Raw genomic sequence first — 20,133 nt, forward strand, 5'->3', positions numbered from 1 at the left:
TTCACTGCAATTGCGTTGCCTGCCAGCCACCACCGAGCGCCTGGATCAGCGCCACGGCCGTGGTCTGCCGGTCAGCCTGCGCCTGGACCAGCTGGCGCCGCGCCGACAAGGCGGTGACCTGGGCCGTCACCACCTCGGTATAGCCGACCTGGCCGGCGTTGTAGCGGTTCAGCATCTGCTGCTCGACTTCATCGGCGGCGCCCGACGCCTGGCGGCGCAGGTCGATCTGTTCGGCCAGCGCGCGCGTGGCCGACAACTGGTCTTCCACCGAACCGAACGCCGTCAGCACCGTCTGGCGGTAGCGCGCCACGGCCGCTTCGTGGCCGGCCCTGGCCGCGTCCACGCTGGCCGTGGTGGCGCCCGCATTGAACAAGGTCTGCGCGGCCGACAGGCCGAACGACCACAGGCTGGACGACGCATTGAACAGGTCGCCGACCTTGCTGGCGCCGGAACCGTAGGAGCCGGTCAGGCTCAGGCTCGGATAATAGGCGGAACGGGCGATGCCGATCTGCTCGTTGGCCAGCGCCACGCGGCGCTCGGCGGCGGCAATATCGGGACGGCGCTGCAGCAGGGTCGATGGCACGCCCACAGGGACGTCGGGCACGGTGACGGTCCAGGGCGCCACGGCCAGCGTGAAGTCCGACGGCGCGCGGCCCAGCAAAATGGCGATCGCATGTTCGAGCTGGGCGCGCGCGCGCACCTGGCTGGACAAATCGATCTGCGCATTGGCCAGCTGCGTCTGCGCCTGCAGCAGATCGGACTTGGCCGCGATGCCGGAGCTGAAGCGGTTGCGCGTGATATCGAGCACGCGCTGGTAGCCTTCGATGGTCGACGTCAGCAGCGCGATCTGCGCGTCGCTCTGGCGCAGCGAAAAATAATTGGTGGCCAGTTCGCCCTGCGCCGACAGGCGCGCGGCGGCCAGGTCGGCGGCACTGGCGGAAGCACTGGCGTCGGCGCCCGTCACGCCGGCGCGCAGGCGGCCCCAGATATCGGGTTCCCACGAGGCGCCCAGCGCGGCGCGGTAGTTGTTGGCGGTCTGCTGCTCGCCGCCACCGGCGCGCGTGCCGCTGCCCGACAGGCTGACGGTCGGGAACAGCGAGGCACGCTGTTCGCGCACCAGCGCGCGCGCCTGCTCGTACGAGGCGATGGCGGCGGCCACGTTCTGGTTCGATATGTCGATGCCCTCCGCCAGCTGGTTCAGCTGCGCGTCGCCGAACAGCGTCCACCACGCTCCGCGTTCGAGCATGTCCGCCGGCGCGGCCGGCTGCCAGCCGGCCGCCTCCTTGAACGCCACCGGCGCGGCAGCAGACGGCACTTCATACACGGGGCTGACGGCGCAGCCGGCCAGCAGCGCCAGGGCGGCCAGCGCCAGCACATGGCGCTGCAGGGTAGAACGGCGTGCAGGAACGGGGGACATACGGTGTTTTACTTGACTCATGATTGTGTGCTCGGGTTATCTGGCCCAGGAATGCGGCTCAATTGCTGCTCGTCGGCGCTGCGCGTGCGCAGTTTGTCGAGCAGGATGTAGACCACCGGGGTGGTCAGCAAGGTCAACAACTGGCTGGCAATCAGGCCGCCGATAATGGCGACCCCCAAGGGCTGGCGTAGCTCGGACCCCTCGCCGAAGCCTATCGCCAGCGGCAGCGCGCCAAGCGCCGCCGCCAGGGTAGTCATCAGGATGGGGCGGAAACGCAGCAGGCATGCCTCGCGCACCGCCTCGAGCGCCGTCAGCCCGCGCGAACGCTCGGCCTCCAGCGCGAAGTCGATGATCAATATAGCATTTTTCTTGACGATGCCGATCAACAAAAATACGCCGATCAGGGCGATGATGGAAAACTCCATGCGGAACATCAGCAGCGCCAGCACCGCGCCCACGCCCGCCGACGGCAGCGTCGACAGCACGGTGACCGGATGGATCAGGCTTTCGTACAGAATGCCCAGCACGATATAGATCACCACGATGGCCGCCAGGATCAGCAGCGGCTGCTCCTTGTTGCTGTCCTGCGCGCTCTTGGCCGAGCCCTGGAAGCTGCCGCGCACATTGACCGGCATGCCGATCTCGGACTCGGCCTGCGCCACCGCCGCCTGGCCGTCGCCCAGCGTATAGCCGTCGGCCAGGTTGAACGACACCGTGGTGGCCAGTTCGCCCCCCTGGTGGTTGATCGAGGTGGCCGTCGAGCTTTCGGCAAAGCTGCTGAACGACGACAGCGGCACCATGGTCGCCAGCGTGGTGGACAGCGCCGTGCCGCTCGACGGGTCGCGCGCCGCCGTGGTGTTCGAGGTGGTGGCCGTTACCGCCGACGTTACGGCAGAAGTGGTCGTGGTGGTATTGGCCGCATTCGAGGCCGGCACATATACCGAGCGCAGCGCCTCCGGACTTTGCGCGTAGCGCGGCGCGACTTCCATGATGACGTGGTACTGGTTCAGCTCATCGTAGATGGTCGCCACCTGGCGCTGGCCGAAGCTGTTGTACAGCGCATTGTCGATATCGCGCACCTGCACCCCCAGTTCCGTGGCGCGGTCCTTGTCGATCGAAACGAACGTTTCCACGCCGTTTTCCGCCTGGTCGGTATCGACGTCGATCAGGGCCGGCTGCGTCTTCATCTGGTCGGCCAGCCTGGCGGCCCATTTTTTCAGGTCGGCCTGGTTGTCGCTGATCAGGGTGTACTGGTAGGTCGAATTGCTGGAACGCCCGCCCATGCGCAGGTCCTGCACCGGGTTCAGGAACAGCGAAATGCCCGTCACCTTGGCCAGCTGCGGACGCAGGCGGGCGATCACGGCCTGGCCCTTGTCGGTGCGCTGCGAGGCGGGCTTGAGGTCGATGAACATGAAGCCGCCCCCTGCCCTGCCGCCGCCCGTAAAGCCCACCACGGTGGCCACGGCCGGATCGTCCTTGATGATATTGACCAGCTGGCGCAGCTTGCCCTGCATGGCCTGGAACGAGATGCTCTGGTCGGCGCGCATGCCGCCATTGATCTGGCCCGTGTCCTGTTGCGGGAAAAAGCCCTTCGGCGCGGCCGCGAACAGGTACACGTTCAGGCCCACCACGAACACCAGTATCGTCATCACCAGCGCGGCGCTCGACAAGGCCCAGTCCAGGCAATGCTCATAGCCTTTCAGCAGGCGCTCGAAGCCGCGCTCGAACCAGCGCGCGATGGCGCCCGGCGGCTTGTGCTGCACGCCGCTTTTCAGCAGCCAGGCGCACATCATCGGCGTGGTGGTCAAGGAGATGACCAGCGAGATCATCACCGCCGCCGACAGGGTCACGGCAAACTCGCGGAACAGCCGCCCCACCTGGCCGCCCATGAACAGCAGCGGGATGAAAACGGCCACCAGCGACAGGCTGATCGACAGCACCGTGAAGCCCACTTCGCGCGCACCGAGCAGGGCCGCCTTGAAGCGGTCCATGCCGGCTTCGATATGGCGCTGCGTGTTTTCCAGCACCACGATGGCGTCATCGACCACGAAGCCGGTGGCCACCGTCAGCGCCATCAGCGACAGATTATTGAGCGAAAAACCCAGCATGTACATCACGCCGAAAGTGCCCAGCAGCGACACGATGGTGGCCACCGCCGGGATGATGGTGGCGCGCACGCTGCGCAGGAACGCGCTGACCACCAGCACCACCAGCACGATCGACAGGATCAGGGTGAACTCGATTTCGTGCAGCGAGGAGCGGATCGAATTGGTGCTGTCCGACGCCACCTGCAGCCTGATGTCGCCCGGCAGCTGGGCCTGCAGTTGCGGCAGCAGCGCACGCACGCCGTCGACCGTGGCGATCACGTTGGCGCCCGGCTGGCGCGTGATCAGCACGATCACGGCCGGGTCGCCATTGAACAGGCCCAGGGTATTGTTGTTCTCGACGCCATCCTGTACTTCGGCCACGTCGTCGAGGCGGATGGCGGCGCCATCGCGCCAGGCCACCACCAGGCTGCGGTAGTCGGCGGCGCTGCGCCCGCCCGACGCCGTGCTGGCGCCCGAATAAATCTGCAGCCGCCGCTCGTCGCCCGAGATCGCCCCTTTCGGGCGGTTCGCGTTGCTGGCCTGCAGGGCGGCGCGCACGTCCTCCATCGACACGGCGTAATGATTGAGCTGGTATGGCAGCAGTTCCACGCGCACGGCCGGCAGCGAACCGCCGCCCAGTTCCACCTCGCCCACGCCCTTGACCTGCGCCACCTTCTGCTGCACCAGGTTCGACACGGCGTCGTAGATCTGGCCCGGCGTACGGGTCTTGGAGGTCAGCGCCAGGATGATCACGGGCGCATCGGACGGATTGGCCTTGCGGTAGGTCGGGTTGCTGCGCAGGGTGGCCGGCAAATCGGCGCGCGAGGCGGAAATGGCCGCCTGCACTTCGCGCGCGGCCGCATCGATCTTGCGGTTCAGGTCGAACTGCAGGTTGATGCGCGCCGAACCGGTGCTCGACGACGAGGTCATTTCATTGACGCCAGAGATCACGCCCAGGCGCCGCTCCAGCGGCGTGGCGACCGAGCTGGCCATGGTGTCCGGACTGGCGCCGGGCAGGCTGGCGCTGACGGAAATGGTCGGATAATCGACCTGCGGCAGCGGCGAGACGGGCAGCACGAAGAACGCGCCGATGCCCGCCAGCGCGATGCCGATGGTCAGCAGCACGGTGGCGATGGGGCGCTTGACGAACGGTTCGGACAAATTCACGCGGCGCTCCCCGCAGGCGGCTGGCCGCCCGGCTTGTCGAGGTTGACGCCGCCCTTCGGTTTGCCGGCAAAGCGGCGGCCCAGGCGATCGAAGCCCAGGTAGATCACCGGCGTGGTAAACAGCGTCAGTACCTGGCTGACGATCAGGCCGCCGAAAATCGCCAGGCCCAGCGGACGACGCAATTCGGCGCCCTCGCCCCAGCCCAGCATCAGCGGCACGGCCGCAAACAGCGCCGCCAGGGTCGTCATCAGGATCGGACGGAAGCGCAGCAGCGCCGCCTGGTGGATCGCTTCCTGCGGGCCCTTGCCCTCGTCACGCTCGGCCTCGATGGCAAAGTCGATCATCATGATGGCGTTCTTTTTCACGATGCCGATCAGGAGGATGATGCCGATAATGCCGATCACGCCCAGGTCCTGCCCGGACAGCATCAGCGCCAGCAAGGCGCCGACACCAGCCGACGGCAGGGTCGACAGGATCGTCAGCGGGTGGATATAGCTTTCATACAGCACGCCGAGCACAATATACACGCACACCACGGCGGCCAGGATCAGCCACAGCTGGTTCGACAGCGAGTTTTCATACGCGCCGGCCGCGCCCAGGAAGGTCATCGTGACGGCGCCCGGCAGGCCGATATCGTGCGCCGCCTCGCGGATCGCATCGACCGCATTGCCCAGCGCGACACCCTTGGTGGTATCGAAACCGAGCGTGGTGGCCGGATACTGCGCCACGTGCGTGATCTGCAGCGGCGCCTGTTTCTCGCTGATGGTGGCAAACGCGGACAGCGGCGTTGACTTGCCCGAACCGGTGCGCACCTGCATCTCGCCCAGGTCGGCCGGCGTGGTCACATTGCCCGGCTGCGCCTCGAGGATCACGCGGTACTGGTTGGTTTCCGTGAAAATCGTCGAGATGATGCGCTGGCCAAATGCGTTGTACAGCGCGTCGTCGACGGTGGCGGTGGTGACCGACATGCGCGCGGCGCTATCGCGGTCGATGGCGATATTGACCGCTGCACCGGTGGCGCCGGCGTCGGTGGTCACATTGCGCAGCTGCGATTTTTCGCGCATGCGCGCCGCCAGCTTGGTCGCCCACTCGGTGACGATGGCCGTATTGGCCCCTTCGAGCGAGACGCGGTACTGGGTCGGACCCGATTCCGCATCGATGGTCAGGTCCTGCGTCGGCTGCAGGTACAGCGTGACGCCGGCCACCTTCGAGACGCGCTCGCGCAGGCGTTCCATGATCTCTTCCTGGCTGCCGCTGCGCGAGCGCTTCAGGTTGATCAGCATGCTGCCGGTATGCAGCATGGTGTTGTTGGCCGCATCGACGCCGACCAGCGAACTGAGCGTCTCGACCGCCGGGTCGTCCAGGATGGCGCTGGCCGCTGCCTGCTGCAAGCCCGCCATGCGTTCATACGACACAGCCTGCGAGGTTTCGATGCGCGCCTGCAGCTGGCCCGTGTCCTGCGTCGGGAACAGGCCTTTCGGGATCGTGATGTAGAGGATCACGGTCAAAATCAAGGTGGCCAGCGCCACCAGCAGCGTCAGTCCCTGGCGCTTCAGGACCCACACCAGCGCCAGGTCGTAGCGATGCACCACGCGGTCGAGGAAGCGCTGGATGCGCTGGCCGGTGGCGCTGACCTTTTCATCGGCGTGGCTTTTCAGCCAGCGCGCCGACATCATCGGCACCAGCGTGAGCGACACCACGGCGGAAATCAGGATGGTGATCGCCAGCGTCATGGCGAACTCGCGGAACAGGCGGCCCACCACGTCTCCCATGAACAGCAGCGGTATCAATACCGCGATCAGCGAGACCGTCAGCGAGATGATGGTAAAGCCGATCTGCGAGGCGCCCTTCAGCGCGGCGGCCATCGGCGTTTCGCCCTCTTCGATATAGCGCGCGATATTTTCGATCATCACGATGGCGTCATCGACCACAAAGCCGGTGGCGATCGTCAACGCCATCAGCGACAGGTTGTTCAGGCTGTAGCCGAGCAAGTACATCACGCCGCAGGCGCCGATCAGCGAGATCGGCACCGACAGGCTGGCGATCACGGTGGCGCGCAGGCTGTGCAGGAAGGCGAAGATGACCAGCACCACCAGCAGCACGGAGGCCAGCAATTCGAGTTCCACGTGTTCGACCGAGGCGCGGATGCCCGTGGTGCGGTCGCTCAGCACGTCGAGCTTCATCGCCGACGGCAAGCTGGTTTGCAGTTCGGGCAGCAGCGCCTTGATGGCGTCGACCGTCTTGATCACGTTGGCGCCGGGCTGGCGCTGCACGTTGAGGATGATCGCCGGCTGCTTGCCGGCCCAGGCGCCCAGGCGCGTGTTCTCGGCGCTGTCGACCACATTGGCCACGTCGGACAAGCGCACCGGCGCACCGTTTTTATAGGTGATGATCAGGCGCTTGTAGTCTTCCGCCGTGACCAGCTGGTCGTTGGCGTTGATGGTAAACGAACGCGTGGGGCCGTCGAAACTGCCCTTGGCGCTGTTGACGTTGGCCGCCGCAATGGCGGTGCGCAGGCTGTCGAGACCGAGGCCGTAAGAGGCCAGCAATTTGGTGTCGCCCTGGATGCGCACGGCAGGACGCTGGCCGCCGGACAGCGACACCAGTCCCACGCCGCTGACCTGGCTGATTTTCAGGGCCAGGCGCGTGTTGACGATATTCTGTACCTGCGTCAGCGGCATCGTGTCGGACGTGATGGCCAGCGTCAGCACCGGCGCGTCGGCCGGATTGACCTTGGCGTAGACGGGCGGCGCCGGCAGGTCGGTCGGCAGCAGCGAGCCGCCCGCATTGATCGCGGCCTGCACTTCCTGTTCGGCCACGTCCAGCGTCTGGCCCAGCGTGAACTGCAGCGTGATGATGGACACGCCGGCCGCGCTGGTCGAACTCATGCGCTGCAAGCCGGACATCTGGCCGAACTGGCGCTCGAGCGGCGCGGTGACGGTCTGGCCCATCACCTCCGGACTGGCGCCCGGATACAGGGTCTGCACCTGGATGGTGGGGAAATCGACCTGCGGCAAGGCGGCCAGCGGCAGCAGCCGGAAACCCACCAGGCCGGCCAGCACGATGGCCAGCATCAGCAGCGCGGTGGCGACCGGCCGCTTGATGAACGGAGTCGATGGACTCATTGCGCCGCACCCCGCGCTGGCGCGGCCGCGGGAGCAGCAGCTGGGGCACTGGCAGGAGCAGCCGATGCTGCCGGTGCGCCGGCGGCGCCCTCGGCGTGCTGGCGGCGCTGGCGATGTTCGCCGTTCGCGCCCCGGGCACCCTGGCCGGCGCCGGCCGGCTTGTCGCCGGCCAGCGTGACTTTCGCGCCTTCCTTGAGGCGGTCGGCGCCTTCGGTAATGACTTTCTCGCCCGCTTCCAGGCCGGCGCGGATCTCCACCATGTCGGTGGTGGCCTGGCCGCGCGTGACCATGCGCACGGTGACGGTCTTGTCTTCCTTGAGCACATACACGAATTCGCCGTTGTTACTGTGGCGCAGGGCCGTCACCGGCACCAGCACCGCACCCGTGATATTGCCCATCTCCAGGCGCACGTTGACGAACTGGCTCGGGAACAGCGCCATCTTGTCGTTGGCGTAGCGGGCCTTGGCGCGCACGGTGCCGGTCTGCACGTCGACCTGGTTGTCGAGCGCCGTCAAGCTGCCTTTGTCGAGCGTGATGGTGCGCGTGCGGTCCAGCGCCAGCGCCGGCAGCTGGGCGTTCTGCGCCTGGCGTTCCTGGATGGTCTGCACCTTGTCCTGCGGGATGGCGAACTGCACGTCGATCGGCGAGAGCTGCGTCACCACCACCACGCCGCCGGCGTCGCTGGTGCTGACCAGGTTGCCGATATCGACCACCTTCAGGCCGGCCCGGCCGCTGATCGGCGAGACCACTTTGGTATAGCCCAGGTTCAGGCGCGCCGTGCCTTCGGCGGCACGGTCGGTCATCACCGTGCCTTCAAGCTGCTTTACCAATGCCGCCTGCGTGTCGACTTCCTGGCGCGCGATCGAATCCTGGCCCAGCAAGGTCTGGTAGCGTTTCAACGTGAGGCGCGCGTTTTCCAGCTGCGCTTCATCGCGCTGGCGCTGGCCGGTCGCCTGCATCAGCGCCATTTCGAACTGCGCCGGATCGATCAGGGCCACCACCTGGCCGGCCTTGACCATCGCGCCTTCCTTGAATTTGAGCTCTTTCAGGATGCCCGACACCTGCGGACGCACCGTCACGGTGGACGCCGCCGTGACGGTGCCGAGCGCATCGAGCACCACCGGCAGATCTGACTTGACGGCGGTGGCCACGCCCACCGTGGTGGACGGCCCGCCGCGGCGCCCGCCGCCAGGGCCGCCCGGGCCACCGGGACCACCAGGGCCGCCGGGACCCATGGCGCCGGCGCCGCCCTGTGCGCTGCTGCCGGAATGGGTGAGGTACCACGCCCCGCCGCCCAGCGCGGCCATGACGGCCAGCGCGATTACGGTACCGACGATCTTGGAACGGCGGCTGCGCCGCACTGGTGGGGGTGTCATCTGCGAATCCATCGCTTATCCTTTTATAGGCCGCTGGCACGGCGTTGTGTTTGGTCCCGGCCGGGTGATGTACTCGGCGCCGGCGACCGTTTTTCGGGTATTTTTTACAAGATTAACGGGGAATCAAGAGCTGAAAATCAGCTGAAAAAACATCGTTCTCCATCGAGCGAGGACTCTAGCATAGTCATGTAACTGTTTCATTTCTGTCTGAAACAATTGCTCATGGAAATAAGGGGCGCTGCGTGGCGCAGCGCACGCAGGCATCAGGCTTTCAAGGGAGCGCACACCGCTACCGGTGGCGGACAGGCAGATACAAACTCGCTACAAATCTCCGGCGGCCTTTACCTGCCTTTACAGCCACCCAATAAAAACAAGCCGGACAAAGCCGGCTTGAGGGGTCATGCAGTAGCGATGCGGTTTATTTGCCGCCCATCGGATCGGTGCAAAGACAGTGCGTCAGCGCCATGAACGGTTTCTGTTCACGCGTGATCGAGGACAGCCAGCTGAGGTCACTGGCGATGCCCAGCGCCGCTTGTGGCGGCAGGCCGGTCGAGGCCAGGCCCAGTTTCACGTGTTCGCCCAGGCCCAGCGAGGCCATGGCCCTGGCGCCGAACATGCCGATCAGGCGGTCGACGGTCGACGTCTCCTGCTGCAGATACGTCACGCGGTAGTCGGCGCCCAGGTTGGCGCGCTTGGCGGCTGAGGCCAGCGCATCGCGGTAGCTGCCGATGCGGTCGACCAGGTTGCGGTCTTTCGCCTGCAGGCCGGTCCAGACGCGGCCCTGCGCCACTTCATTGATCTTCTCCGGCGTGGTCTTGCGCGCTTTCGCCGCGATGGCGATGAAGTCGCCGTACACATGGTTGATCGAACCCTGGATCACTTGCGCGAAGCGCGGGTCGAGCGGACGCAATGGATTGCCGGCGTCGGCCAGCCAGGTGGTCGGCGCGCCGGCCGTGTGGATGCCCAGCTTGTCGATGACTTTTTCGGCGGTCGGCAAAATCGCGAACACGCCGATCGAACCGGTGATGGTGGCCGCGTCGGCGATCACTTCGTCGGACGAGGTACTGATCCAGTAGCCGCCGGAAGCGGCCACGTTGCCCATCGAGACCACCACCGGTTTGCCGGCCGCGCGCGTCAGTTCCAGCTCGCGGCGGATCAGTTCCGAACCGAAGGCGCTGCCGCCCGGCGAATCGATGCGCAGCACCACCGCCTTGATCGCCTTGTCTTCGCGCGCCTGGCGGATCAGGCGCGAGGTGGACAGGCCGCCGATCGCGCCGGGAGGCGCCACGCCGTCGCCGATTTCACCGGATGCGATCACCACGCCGACCGCGTCGCCGGCCAGCGCCGGATGCAGGCGGGACAGGTACTCGCCGTAGCTGACCTGGCGGAAGTTGTTGCCGTCGGCATCCTTGGCGCCGCGCGCCATCATCAGCTGGCGGATTTCATCGCGGGTTTTCAGGCCGTCCACCAGCTTTGCGTCCAGCGACACCTTGGCCAGGTTGCCGCCGGCCGTTTCCAGCATCTGCGGCAGGTTGTCGATCGAGGCCATGATGGCGCCGGCCGGCAGCTTGCGCGCCTTTTCCACTTCGGTGGTATAGGTGGTCCACAGGCCTTCGTTCAGATAGCGTTCCGCTTCGGCCGCCGCATCGGACGGGCCGTTGGCGATATACGGCTCGGCAAAGCTCTTGTAGGTACCGACTTTCAGCAGGTTGACCGTCACGCCGACCTTGTCGAGCGCATCGCGGTAGTAATTGCGGTAGCGGCCAAAGCCTTCGAGCATCACGCCGCCCATCGGGTGGACGAATACTTCATCGGCTTTCGAGGCCAGCAGGTACTGGCGCTGGTTGTAGCTCGAACCCCAGGCCGTGACCTTCTTGCCGGTGGCGCGGAAACGCTCGACGCCGGCCGCCACTTCGCGCAGCGAGGCCAGGCCGCCGCCTTCGAGCTCGTCGAGCAGCAGCACCATCGCGCCGACATTTTTATCCTTGGCGGCCGTGTCGAGCACGGCCAGTACGTCGCGCAGTTGCACGGTTTTCTTGACTTCGCCGCTGACATTGGCCAGCACGGCTTCGCGCACGCCGCCCGGTGCCTCTTCGACCAGCGGGCCTTGCAGATCGAGTACCAGCGTGGTCTTGTCCTGCAGCGGCTTGGCGCCGCCGCCAAAGATCGCGATCAGGATGGCGATCACGATCAGCAGGAAAATCAGGTTGAACAGCGCGCGGCGCGTGGCGTCCAGCGCGCGCCAGAAGGCGCCAAAACCGCGGCGCAGCGGAGGAAACGGGTTGAGTGACATTGATTGATGCTCCGTAGAGGATGTGCTGAAAAAATCAATATAACTGAAAACCGTCTCAATGGTCGTGTTTTGGCAACTGCGCCCTGCTCTTTTCCGCCGGCGTGGAAATCAGAAACAGCCCCGCCAGCACCAGCGCGCCGTTCAGTATCAGCAGCTCCAGCCCGATGCGGTAATGCGCAAACAGCAGCGCCTGCTCCTGTTCGATCAATGCGCACAAGAGCGGCCCGGCTACCGCCACCAGAGGCACCCAGCGGTCGCGCACGCCACGCCGGCTGATCAGGCCAAACGCGAACAGTCCCAGCAGCGGCCCATAGGTATAGCTGGCCAGTTTTAAAATCACCCCTATCATGCTGGGGCTGTCCATCCACTTGAAGGCCATGATCAGCACCAGGAACAGCGCCGCGAATCCCAGGTGCACGCGGCGGCGCCAGCGCATCTGCGCGGCCGCATCGAGTCCTGCTCTCCTCTGCAGGCCCAGGATATCGATGCAGAAGGTGGAGGTCAGCGCCGTCAGCGCGCCGTCGACGCTGGGAAACAAGGCGGAGATCAGCGCGATGAAAAAGATCAGCTGCACAATCGCCGGAAAGTGACCCAGCACCACCGCCGGAAACAGCTTGTCGCCGGTGGCCGTCACGCCCGCCAGCGGCGCATACAGATGCAGCAGGCCGCCGAGGAACAGAAACAGCAGCAGCACGCCGGTCAGCACCACGGTCAGGCTGAGCATGTTCTTTTGCGAATCGCGCAAGGTGCGCACCGAGATATTTTTCTGCATCATCTCCTGGTCCATGCCCGTCATCGCAATCGTGATGAACATGCCGGCCACGATATGCTTCCACACATAGGCCGGGCTGTCCGGATCGAGCGTGAACACGCGCGCCAGCCCTTGCGAACGCATGCGCTCCAGGCTGTCGAGCACGGACATATCCATCTCGCGCAGCAAAAACACGCTGCAGATCACCAGGCCGGCCAGCATGCAGGCCGTTTGCAGCGTATCGGTCCAGACGATGGTTTTCACGCCGCCTTCATAGGTGTACAGCAGGATCAGCAGCAGCACCACGGCCGCGGTGGCCCAGAACGGCACGCCGAAGCTGTCGAGGATGGTGGCTTGCAGGATATAGACCACCAGATACAGCCGCGCCGTCGCCCCCAGCAGCCGCGACAGAATGAAGAACGCCGCCCCGCTCTGGTACGAGCGCCGCCCCAGCCGCAGCTCAAGATAGCGATAGATGGACGTCAGCTGCAGCCGGTAGTACAGCGGCAGCAGGATAAAGGTGATGGCCAGGTAGCCCAGTACATAGCCGATCATCAGCTGCACATAACCGAACCCGTCGCGCCCCACCGCCCCCGGCACGCTGATAAAGGTCACGCCGGTCAGGGTGGTGCCCACCATGCCGAAGGCGACCAGCATCCAGTTGCTGTCCTTGTTGCCGATAAAAAAGCTGTCATTGGTGGCGTGGCGCGAGGTGCGCCATGCCACGCCGAGCAGGATCAGGAAGTAGGCGAGGACGACGGAGAACAGAATGGCGGGGGACATGGAAGTGCCGAGTGCGAGATGAACAGGGGCGTGAATATACAGCAAGGCGCCCGCCTCCTTGCGAAGACGGGCGCCCTTGCTTGCCCTGCCGGCCTGCGCCGGCATCCAATGCAGCAGCTTATTTCGACAGCTTCACCTGCGACAACTCCGCCGTCAGGTAGCCGACCGCGCCGCTGAACTTGTTGTTGTAGTTGGTGTTGATCATGATGTTGATCTGGTCCTTCAGCGCCGATGGCAGCGTCGGGAAGCGGTTCCACTCGTCGCCTGGATGCTGGAAGTTGCTCATCACATAGGTCCAGCCATTGATCTCGTCGACCGCGTGCAGGCCGGTCGATTCCGCGCCGGCCGGGCACGACAGCAGGCGTTCCAGTTTTTTGGTGTCGACGTTGTAGCCCCACAGGAAGTTGTTCAGGTGGTTACCGCTGTCTTCGCCGATAAACAGGGTGCGCAGTTTTTCCGAGAACTTCAGGTTGTCGGGGCTGGCGATCTTGTCCGGGTTGGCGGTGTTGCCCAGGGCGTCGCCGGCGATGTCCTGGCCAGCGATCAGCACGGTCGATTCGCTCGGTACCCATTCGCTGTCGATCGCCGCGCCGGTGTCATCCTTCTGGCCGCCGGCCAGCTTGTGCGACACGACGGCGCCCGCCACCAGTTTCTTGAACTTGACATTGTGGCCGGCCACGTAGCCCGAACCGCCTTCGACCATCGAATCCTGGATATTGGCGTAGGCCGAATAGGCCAGCTTGTCCTTGGCGTTGACGGTCGTGCCTTCGTTCTTGGTAAACGCCATGCTGCCGCCCTTGAGGGCTGCGTAGCGGTGGGTTTCCAGGAAGGCGGCGGCTTTTTCCTGGCCGGCCTTGACCCGCACCCAGGCGGTTTTCTTGTTCAGCACGATCTTCGTGTAGCTGGCGTCGTTCGGATCGGTCAGCGTCGAATCCATGATGTCGGTGGCCTTGATGCCGCCGTCGACCAGCGCCTTGATCTCGGCGTGCGTGGCGCGGCCCAGCTTGACCCACTGCAGCTTGCCGGTGGTGGTCTCGGTCAGCTGGGTCGTATATTTGGCGACATACAGCGTGCCGCCTGCCGCCAGGTCGGCGGCCTTGTCGGCCACGAACATGAACAGGCCGCCATTGGTATAGTCGTCGCCGCCGAGGATGGTGCGCTGGTCGGGCATCACCTGCACCAGTTCGCGCGAGTAGCGGCCCAGGCAGTAGTGTTTCTTGATGCTGCCGGTACCGTCCGGGTTGACCGACACTTCCGGCAGGTGGCCATAGTCGTACGGATTGGCGGTAGTGGCGTTGCCGAACACGTTCGTGCTGAACTGCTTGAGCACGGCCAGGGTCTGGCCGCCCAGGCCCTGGTCGAAGGCATCGGGTTCGTACTCTTCGCTCGACAGGTGGGTGTTCCACGGCGACAGGCTGGCGCCGCAGGTAATCCACAGGCCTTTGACACTCGACGTATCGACGTTGTGGTATTTCACCATCGACAGCTTGCCGGTGGTCTGGTCCTGGTCCAGCGTCAGCACGGCGATCGGCGACGGCAGCGTGCCGTAGGTCGAGGCGCCGGCCTGGTTCAGCGAGTTGTATTCAAACTGCACCACGGCAAACACGGGCTTGCCCTTGACGCCGGTGACGGTGGCGTTGGCCACCGTCATCATCGAGCTGCCGTCCGGCGAGTCCGAGAAGAACTGGCGCTCCCTGCCTGGCACCGAACTGTCGATGATGGGCTGGTTCTTGATGTCGAAGTAGCCGCCTGCGATTACGCTGCCGCCCTTGCCGTCCGGTACGCGGTCGCCCGTCAGGAAGAATGGCTGGTAAGCCAGGTTGTAGCTGTTGCTGCTGCCATCGCTGAAATTGACTTTCAGCTTGGAGCCGACGGTGGTGGTGGCCAGCGCGGCAGGCGAGCTGGCCGCTGGCGCTGCCATGCCGGTAAATTCTGCGGTGGTAAACGTCGCAACCGGGGTACCGGTGCCCGTGCCTGGCGTGGTCACCGGAGGCAGGTCGTTATCCGAGCTGCCGCCACAGCCGGACAGGAAGGCGCTGACACCGGTCAGGCCGGCCAGCGGCAGCATGGGGGCGCCGGCAAACATTTGCAGCAGGCGGCGGCGTTTGGACTCAGGAGCGTAATTCGACATTTTTTGTTTCTTCCGTTATAAATAAATATCGTTGGACAGACCAGCTTGTAGACGAGGTCGGATCATAGAGGACAAATATTTCAGCTTGATGACCTGGCAAGGCCACGATCATCAAACTGACAAGGAAGAAACGGCAGACGGACGCCGATGCTGTTTTAATGGCCGGCCGCATGGATGGATTTTTCGCCGACCCGCACTGCTACCGGATGCTGGCGATCGAGCCGCCCGCTGAGAGCTGTCAGCCCGAACGCGCCGAGCACCACCAGCGCGCCGATCCAGCCCGTATGGATCAGCCCCAGGTGCTCGACGATCAGGCCGCCACCCCATGCGCCGCCGGCAATGCCGAGGTTGAAGGCGGCAATATTCAGGCCCGAGGCCACGTCGACGGCGCGCGGCGTAAAGTGTTCGGCCTGCTGCACCACATACACTTGCAGGCCCGCCACGTTACCGAAGGCAACGGCGCCCCACAGCAGCACGGTGATAATCACCAGCACCGGATGCGGCGCGGTAAAGGTCAGCAGCAACAGCACCAAAGCCAGCAGCAGGAAGATCAGTTTCAGTGCGGCGACCGGGCCGCGCCGGTCGGCCAGCTTGCCGCCCCAGATATTGCCGAACGCGACCGACACGCCGTACACCAGCATCACCAGGCCGACGGCGCTGGCGCCCAGGCCGGACACCTGCTGCAGGATAGGCGCCAGGTAAGTGAAAGCGATGAACGAGCCGCCGTAACCGACCGCCGTCATGGCATACACCAGCAGCAGGCGCGGCTGGCCCAGCACCTGCACTTGTTGCAGCAGGGACGCCGGTTTGCTGTGTCTGATGGTCGACGGAATATAAATCAGGCTGCCGACAAAGGCGACCAGCCCCAGCGCCGAGACGGCCAGGAAGGTTTCGCGCCAGCCGAAGTGCTGGCCGATAAAGGTGCCGAGCGGCACGCCAGTGACCAGCGCCACCGTCAGCCCCGTAAACATGATGGCGATCGCGCTGGCCGCTTTTTCCTTCGGCACCAGCGAAGTGGCAATCGTCGAGCCGATCGAGAAGAACACGCCGTGCGCCAGCCCCGTCAGGATGCGCGCGATCACCAGCGTTTCATAGCCGGGCGCCTTCCAGGCCAGCAGGTTACCCAGGGTGAACAGCACCATCAGCGTCAGGAGCAGGATCTTGCGCGGCACCTTGCCGGTCAAGGCGGTCAGCACCGGTGCACCGATGGCTACCCCCAGCGCGTACAGGCTGACCAGCAGGCCGGCCGACGGCAGGTTCACGCCCAGGTCCTGCGCGATGGTAGGCAACAGCCCGACGATCACGAACTCGGTGGTGCCGATGGCAAACGCGCTGATGGTCAGCGCCAGCAGGGCAATGGGAATATTGAACATATACACTCCGATAAAGTTGATAGCACGCAGTATCGGAGTTTTCTTTGTTTCTAAAAATACCTCGTCAGGCAGAAGATAGTTGCGCCAACATCAACAATAGGGCCATCTGCTAGAATTGCCGGATGAATTCAGAAAAACTGGCGCTGCTGGTCACGCGCGAAATGCCATATGGGAAGTATCAGGGCCGGCTGCTGGCCGACCTGCCCGGCCATTACCTGGGCTGGTTCGCGCGCAAGGGTTTCCCCTCCGGCGAACTGGGCAGCCTGATTGCCTTGATGTATGAACTCGACCATAACGACCTGCGCGGCCTGCTCGACCCGCTCAGGCCGCCGGGATGGAAGCGCAGGCAGGAGTGACTTTAAAAGAGTCAAGTTAGCCTCTTTTTCACCCCAGAAGCAGATTCCGGGGTCGGACCCTGAGGGTCCGACCCCAGCATTTTCGCATTTCGGGGTACCTGCGAAAAATGATTGGCAGCTCGCCTTGACGATATCAAAAATAGCCGATTTCAGCTGGAAGAAGCCACGCTTTTCGCCTGCGCCGCCCTGGACAGCGCCGTCGTATACGCCTCGTAGACGCCGAAGATCTGATGCACCAGCTTGCTGCCGCCGGCCAGCACGGCGCCCGTCAGCACCACATCGACTGCGATAAAGGCGCTGTACTGGTCCTGCACCGACAGCGGCAGGCCGGCGGCCGAAATCGGCGTCAGCACCATGATCTGCGACAGGAAGCGAAAGCCCACGGCCGAGGTGATCATGCCCAGCATCAGGCCGACCCAGGTGGTGGCCTTGATGGTGGCCACGGTGTACGGCAGCAGGGCTTTTTCCTCGGCGTCGACTTTCAGGTCCGCCTGTTCGATTTGCTGGCGCGCATCATCGAGCGCGGTGCCGATGGCGGTCTTGCGGTCGTCGGACAATCCCGGCGTACTGTTCAGCTCGGCCAGCAGATCGGCCACGCGGCGTTTCAGCCGGCCACGCTGGGCCTGCCAGTAGCCAATCGCCTGCTGGTGCACCGCCACTTCGGGCGGCGCCCACAGCGAGACGAACACTTCGATCATGCGCTCGACAAACAGGGCCACCAGCAGCATAGAGCCGAAAATGCCCGGTACCAGCGAGGTGAAATTGGCCTGGAACGCCAGCGCGCCCGCTTGCCAGCTTGCCGCCAGCGCCACCGCCGCCACGCACAGCAGCGCGCACGCCACCATCAAGCCCTTGTTCGCCCTGCCTTGCACGCCATCGTCCGTTGCCATCGCTCGCCTTTCGCCTTGCGGCATGAAAAGCTTCACTATAAGGACTGGCGGCGACGGCAATAGTCACCGATTGTCACAACTGTGGTTGCCGGGCTTAAAATTCGCGCACTTTTCGCGCCAGCATGGTGGACAATTCGCCCGAGGTCACCAGCGCCTGCAGCTCGCTGGCGCCGCCGACCAGCACGCCATTGACGAACACCATCGGAAAGGTCGGCCAGCCGCTCCACATCTTGAGCGCATTGCGGCGATGCCACTGGTTGAAATAGCTGCCATATTGCAGGTACTGATACGGCGTGCCCAGCACGTCGAGTATCTTGCGCGCCTTGCGCGGAAACGGATTGAGCGCCATGCCGACCACCACCACCTGGTTGGCGGCGATCGCCGCCTGCACTTCGCGCACGATATCGGTGTGCTTGCTGCCGACCAGCGGGCGGGCGGCGGGATGGATCTGGGTTTCGTCGAGGATGGCGCGGGTCATGGAAGGTCCTGTCAAGATCAAGCGGTGGATGCGAATTGCCCATTGTGCCATACCGGCCTGCGCTTCGATATTTCCACACGGTAACGGTAATTAATTAATAATAAAAATTTCCTGTGTGTAATGATGGCGTCACACTACGCTGCTACGCTGGGTGTCTGAGTCGTTCTTCTCCTAACGAAAAGCTAGCCACCCAACATGAAACTATTCCACCTGAAAACCGGCCCCCGTGTGCTGTTGTCGTTTGCCCTGGTCCTGTTCGTGATGGCCTGTATAACCGCCATCGCGCTGTGGCGCCTGCATGCGGCCAATGACAATACCGATTACCTGGTCAAGGACAAGCTGGCCAAGCAGCAGCTGGCGTCCGAGCTGCTGGGCACGGCCAAGCTGAACGGCAACAGCGCCCTGTCGATCGCCAAGAGCGACAGCCTGGAAACGGGCGAATACTTCCAGGCACAGCTGACGGCCGGCGACAAGGCTGTCGAAACGCTGCTGGGCAAGCTGGCCGCGCTGCGCAAGAACCCGGCGGAAACCGCGCTGTACGCCGATGTGCTGGCGCGCCAGAAAGCCTACCGCAGCGTGCGCCAGCAGGTCTTCACCTTCAAGGACCAGGGCCGCACGCAGGAAGTCGAACAACTGGCCGGCAGCACCATGCAGACCGCGTTCGCCGCCTATGCCGGCGCCCTCTCGAAACTGCTCGACTACCAGACGCAGGAAGCCAATAAACTCGCTGCCGAATCGGCCAGCCAGTACCAGAGCAGCGTGGCTACCCTGCTGGCGTTTGGCGGCATCGCCCTAGTGACGGGCGCGGCGCTGGCGTGGGCGATTACCCGCAGCGTGGTGGGGCCGCTGCAGCATGCGGTGCAGATTGCCGAGCGCGTGGCCAACGGCGACCTGCGCGACTTCACGGTGCAGGAACGCAGCGATGAAACGGGCCAGTTGCTCAAAGCCTTGCACCATATGACGGAAAAACTGGGCGACACGGTCAGGCTGGTGCGCGACGGCGCGGCCACCATCGATACCGCTTCGCGCGAGCTGTCGACCGGCAACCTCGACCTGTCGCGCCGCACCGAACACCAGGCTGGCGCGCTGCAGGAAACGGCGTCGTCGATGGAGCAGCTGACCGCCGCCGTGAAGGGCAACACCAGCAACGCGCGCCAGGCCAATACGCTGGTGCTGTCGGCCTCGGAAGTGGCGCGCAAAGGCGGCAGCGTGGTCGAGGATGTGGTCGAGACGATGGATGCGATCAGTGCGGCGGCGAAAAAAATCGTCGATATTATCGGCGTGATCGACGGCATCGCCTTCCAGACCAATATCCTGGCACTGAACGCCGCCGTCGAAGCGGCCCGCGCCGGTGAACAGGGACGCGGTTTTGCGGTGGTGGCCGGCGAAGTGCGCAACCTGGCGCAGCGCTCGGCGACAGCCGCGCGCGAAATCAAGCAGCTGATCAACGCCTCGGTGGAGAAGATCGAATCGGGCAGCGTGCTGGCGCATGCCGCCGGCGACACGATGGCCGAGATCGTCGCCAGCGTCGAGCGCGTGACCAGCATCATGGCGCAGATTGCCTCGGCCAGTACCGAGCAGGAAACCGGCATCGGCGAAATCAACGGCGCCATTACCGATATCGACAGCGTCACCCAGCAAAATGCGGCACTGGTGGAAGAAGCGGCCGCCACCGCCGAATCGGTGCATCACGAGGCGAACAGCCTGCTGGGCCTGGTGGGGTTCTTTACGGTCGATGATGAACAGGCACAGCCGCAGGCTGCCACGCCGAAGTTTGCCCCGGCAGCGGCGGCTGCGCAGCCGGCTTCCGGCCAGCGCTTGAAATTGCTGCTGGCGGGTGCGCGGCCGCTGGCAGCGGGGTAAGTCTGCTTGCAACCCGAACGGCTGAACGGCCGGGGTCGGACCC

12 protein-coding genes are annotated in these 20,133 nt (G+C 64.6%); 2 read left to right on the top strand and 10 right to left on the bottom strand.

Annotated features, from left to right (window positions below; all coding sequences use genetic code 11):
- Position 1 precedes the first annotated feature (1 nt).
- From RTQ46_RS02230 to RTQ46_RS02265, 8 genes are all read right to left on the bottom strand, one after another.
- Positions 2–1,438 carry an efflux transporter outer membrane subunit gene (locus RTQ46_RS02230; RefSeq protein ID WP_409518288.1) on the bottom strand — a complete coding sequence of 479 codons (1,437 nt, stop codon included), beginning with the start codon at positions 1,436–1,438 and terminating at the stop codon, positions 2–4.
- The gene (locus RTQ46_RS02235) at positions 1,435–4,671 is read right to left on the bottom strand and encodes an efflux RND transporter permease subunit (protein ID WP_312434331.1); all 3,237 of its coding nucleotides are present in this window, start codon (positions 4,669–4,671) and stop codon (positions 1,435–1,437) included. The genes RTQ46_RS02230 and RTQ46_RS02235 overlap by 4 nt, the downstream gene beginning before the upstream one ends.
- Complete coding sequence (locus RTQ46_RS02240) at positions 4,668–7,796, bottom strand: efflux RND transporter permease subunit (RefSeq protein WP_312434332.1); 3,129 nt, start codon at positions 7,794–7,796, stop codon at positions 4,668–4,670. The genes RTQ46_RS02235 and RTQ46_RS02240 overlap by 4 nt, the downstream gene beginning before the upstream one ends.
- Positions 7,793–9,172 carry an efflux RND transporter periplasmic adaptor subunit gene (locus RTQ46_RS02245; protein WP_409518289.1) on the bottom strand — a complete coding sequence of 460 codons (1,380 nt, stop codon included), beginning with the start codon at positions 9,170–9,172 and terminating at the stop codon, positions 7,793–7,795. The genes RTQ46_RS02240 and RTQ46_RS02245 overlap by 4 nt, the downstream gene beginning before the upstream one ends.
- A 418-nt stretch (positions 9,173–9,590) precedes the next feature.
- A complete protein-coding gene (sppA, locus tag RTQ46_RS02250; RefSeq protein ID WP_312434336.1) occupies positions 9,591–11,465 on the bottom strand; it encodes a signal peptide peptidase SppA in 1,875 nt (624 codons plus the stop codon).
- A gap of 55 nt (positions 11,466–11,520) precedes the next feature.
- Entirely contained in the window at positions 11,521–12,999 is a 1,479-nt protein-coding gene (locus RTQ46_RS02255; RefSeq protein WP_312434337.1) for a sodium:solute symporter, read from the bottom strand.
- A gap of 118 nt (positions 13,000–13,117) precedes the next feature.
- Positions 13,118–15,130 carry a PhoX family protein gene (locus RTQ46_RS02260; RefSeq protein ID WP_312434338.1) on the bottom strand — a complete coding sequence of 671 codons (2,013 nt, stop codon included), beginning with the start codon at positions 15,128–15,130 and terminating at the stop codon, positions 13,118–13,120.
- Positions 15,131–15,285: 155 nt separating this feature from the next.
- A complete protein-coding gene (locus RTQ46_RS02265; protein ID WP_312434499.1) occupies positions 15,286–16,494 on the bottom strand; it encodes an MFS transporter in 1,209 nt (402 codons plus the stop codon).
- Positions 16,495–16,625: 131 nt separating this feature from the next.
- Between RTQ46_RS02265 and RTQ46_RS02270 the strand changes: the two genes are divergently transcribed.
- Complete coding sequence (locus tag RTQ46_RS02270) at positions 16,626–16,859, top strand: DUF3820 family protein (RefSeq protein ID WP_312434340.1); 234 nt, start codon at positions 16,626–16,628, stop codon at positions 16,857–16,859.
- A 149-nt stretch (positions 16,860–17,008) separates the two neighbouring features.
- Here the strand turns inward: RTQ46_RS02270 and RTQ46_RS02275 are convergent, their stop codons facing one another.
- Both RTQ46_RS02275 and RTQ46_RS02280 read right to left on the bottom strand, forming a co-directional pair.
- A complete protein-coding gene (locus RTQ46_RS02275) occupies positions 17,009–17,749 on the bottom strand; it encodes a hypothetical protein (protein WP_312434341.1) in 741 nt (246 codons plus the stop codon).
- Positions 17,750–17,843: 94 nt separating this feature from the next.
- Entirely contained in the window at positions 17,844–18,227 is a 384-nt protein-coding gene (locus tag RTQ46_RS02280; protein ID WP_312434343.1) for a glutaredoxin domain-containing protein, read from the bottom strand.
- A gap of 195 nt (positions 18,228–18,422) precedes the next feature.
- On the opposite strand from RTQ46_RS02280, the gene RTQ46_RS02285 reads away from it, so the two are divergent.
- Positions 18,423–20,090, top strand: coding sequence for a methyl-accepting chemotaxis protein (locus RTQ46_RS02285; protein WP_312434344.1), 1,668 nt, complete (start codon positions 18,423–18,425; stop codon positions 20,088–20,090).
- The last annotated feature ends 43 nt before the right edge of the window (positions 20,091–20,133 follow it).

The organism is Janthinobacterium sp. (assembly GCF_031995485.1).
Classification (GTDB): domain Bacteria; phylum Pseudomonadota; class Gammaproteobacteria; order Burkholderiales; family Burkholderiaceae_D; genus Janthinobacterium.

Excerpts from the sequence above, each read along its gene's own strand:
- RTQ46_RS02230 (WP_409518288.1), bottom strand. The coding sequence starts at position 1,438 with ATGAGTCAAGTAAAACACCGTATGTCCCCCGTTCCTGCACGCCGTTCT.
- RTQ46_RS02240 (WP_312434332.1), bottom strand. The coding sequence starts at position 7,796 with ATGAGTCCATCGACTCCGTTCATCAAGCGGCCGGTCGCCACCGCGCTG.
- RTQ46_RS02245 (WP_409518289.1), bottom strand. The coding sequence starts at position 9,172 with ATGACACCCCCACCAGTGCGGCGCAGCCGCCGTTCCAAGATCGTCGGT.
- sppA (WP_312434336.1), bottom strand. The coding sequence starts at position 11,465 with ATGTCACTCAACCCGTTTCCTCCGCTGCGCCGCGGTTTTGGCGCCTTC.
- RTQ46_RS02255 (WP_312434337.1), bottom strand. The coding sequence starts at position 12,999 with ATGTCCCCCGCCATTCTGTTCTCCGTCGTCCTCGCCTACTTCCTGATC.
- RTQ46_RS02260 (WP_312434338.1), bottom strand. The coding sequence starts at position 15,130 with ATGTCGAATTACGCTCCTGAGTCCAAACGCCGCCGCCTGCTGCAAATG.
- RTQ46_RS02270 (WP_312434340.1), top strand. The coding sequence starts at position 16,626 with ATGAATTCAGAAAAACTGGCGCTGCTGGTCACGCGCGAAATGCCATAT.
- RTQ46_RS02275 (WP_312434341.1), bottom strand. The coding sequence starts at position 17,749 with ATGGCAACGGACGATGGCGTGCAAGGCAGGGCGAACAAGGGCTTGATG.
- RTQ46_RS02280 (WP_312434343.1), bottom strand. The coding sequence starts at position 18,227 with ATGACCCGCGCCATCCTCGACGAAACCCAGATCCATCCCGCCGCCCGC.
- RTQ46_RS02285 (WP_312434344.1), top strand. The coding sequence starts at position 18,423 with ATGAAACTATTCCACCTGAAAACCGGCCCCCGTGTGCTGTTGTCGTTT.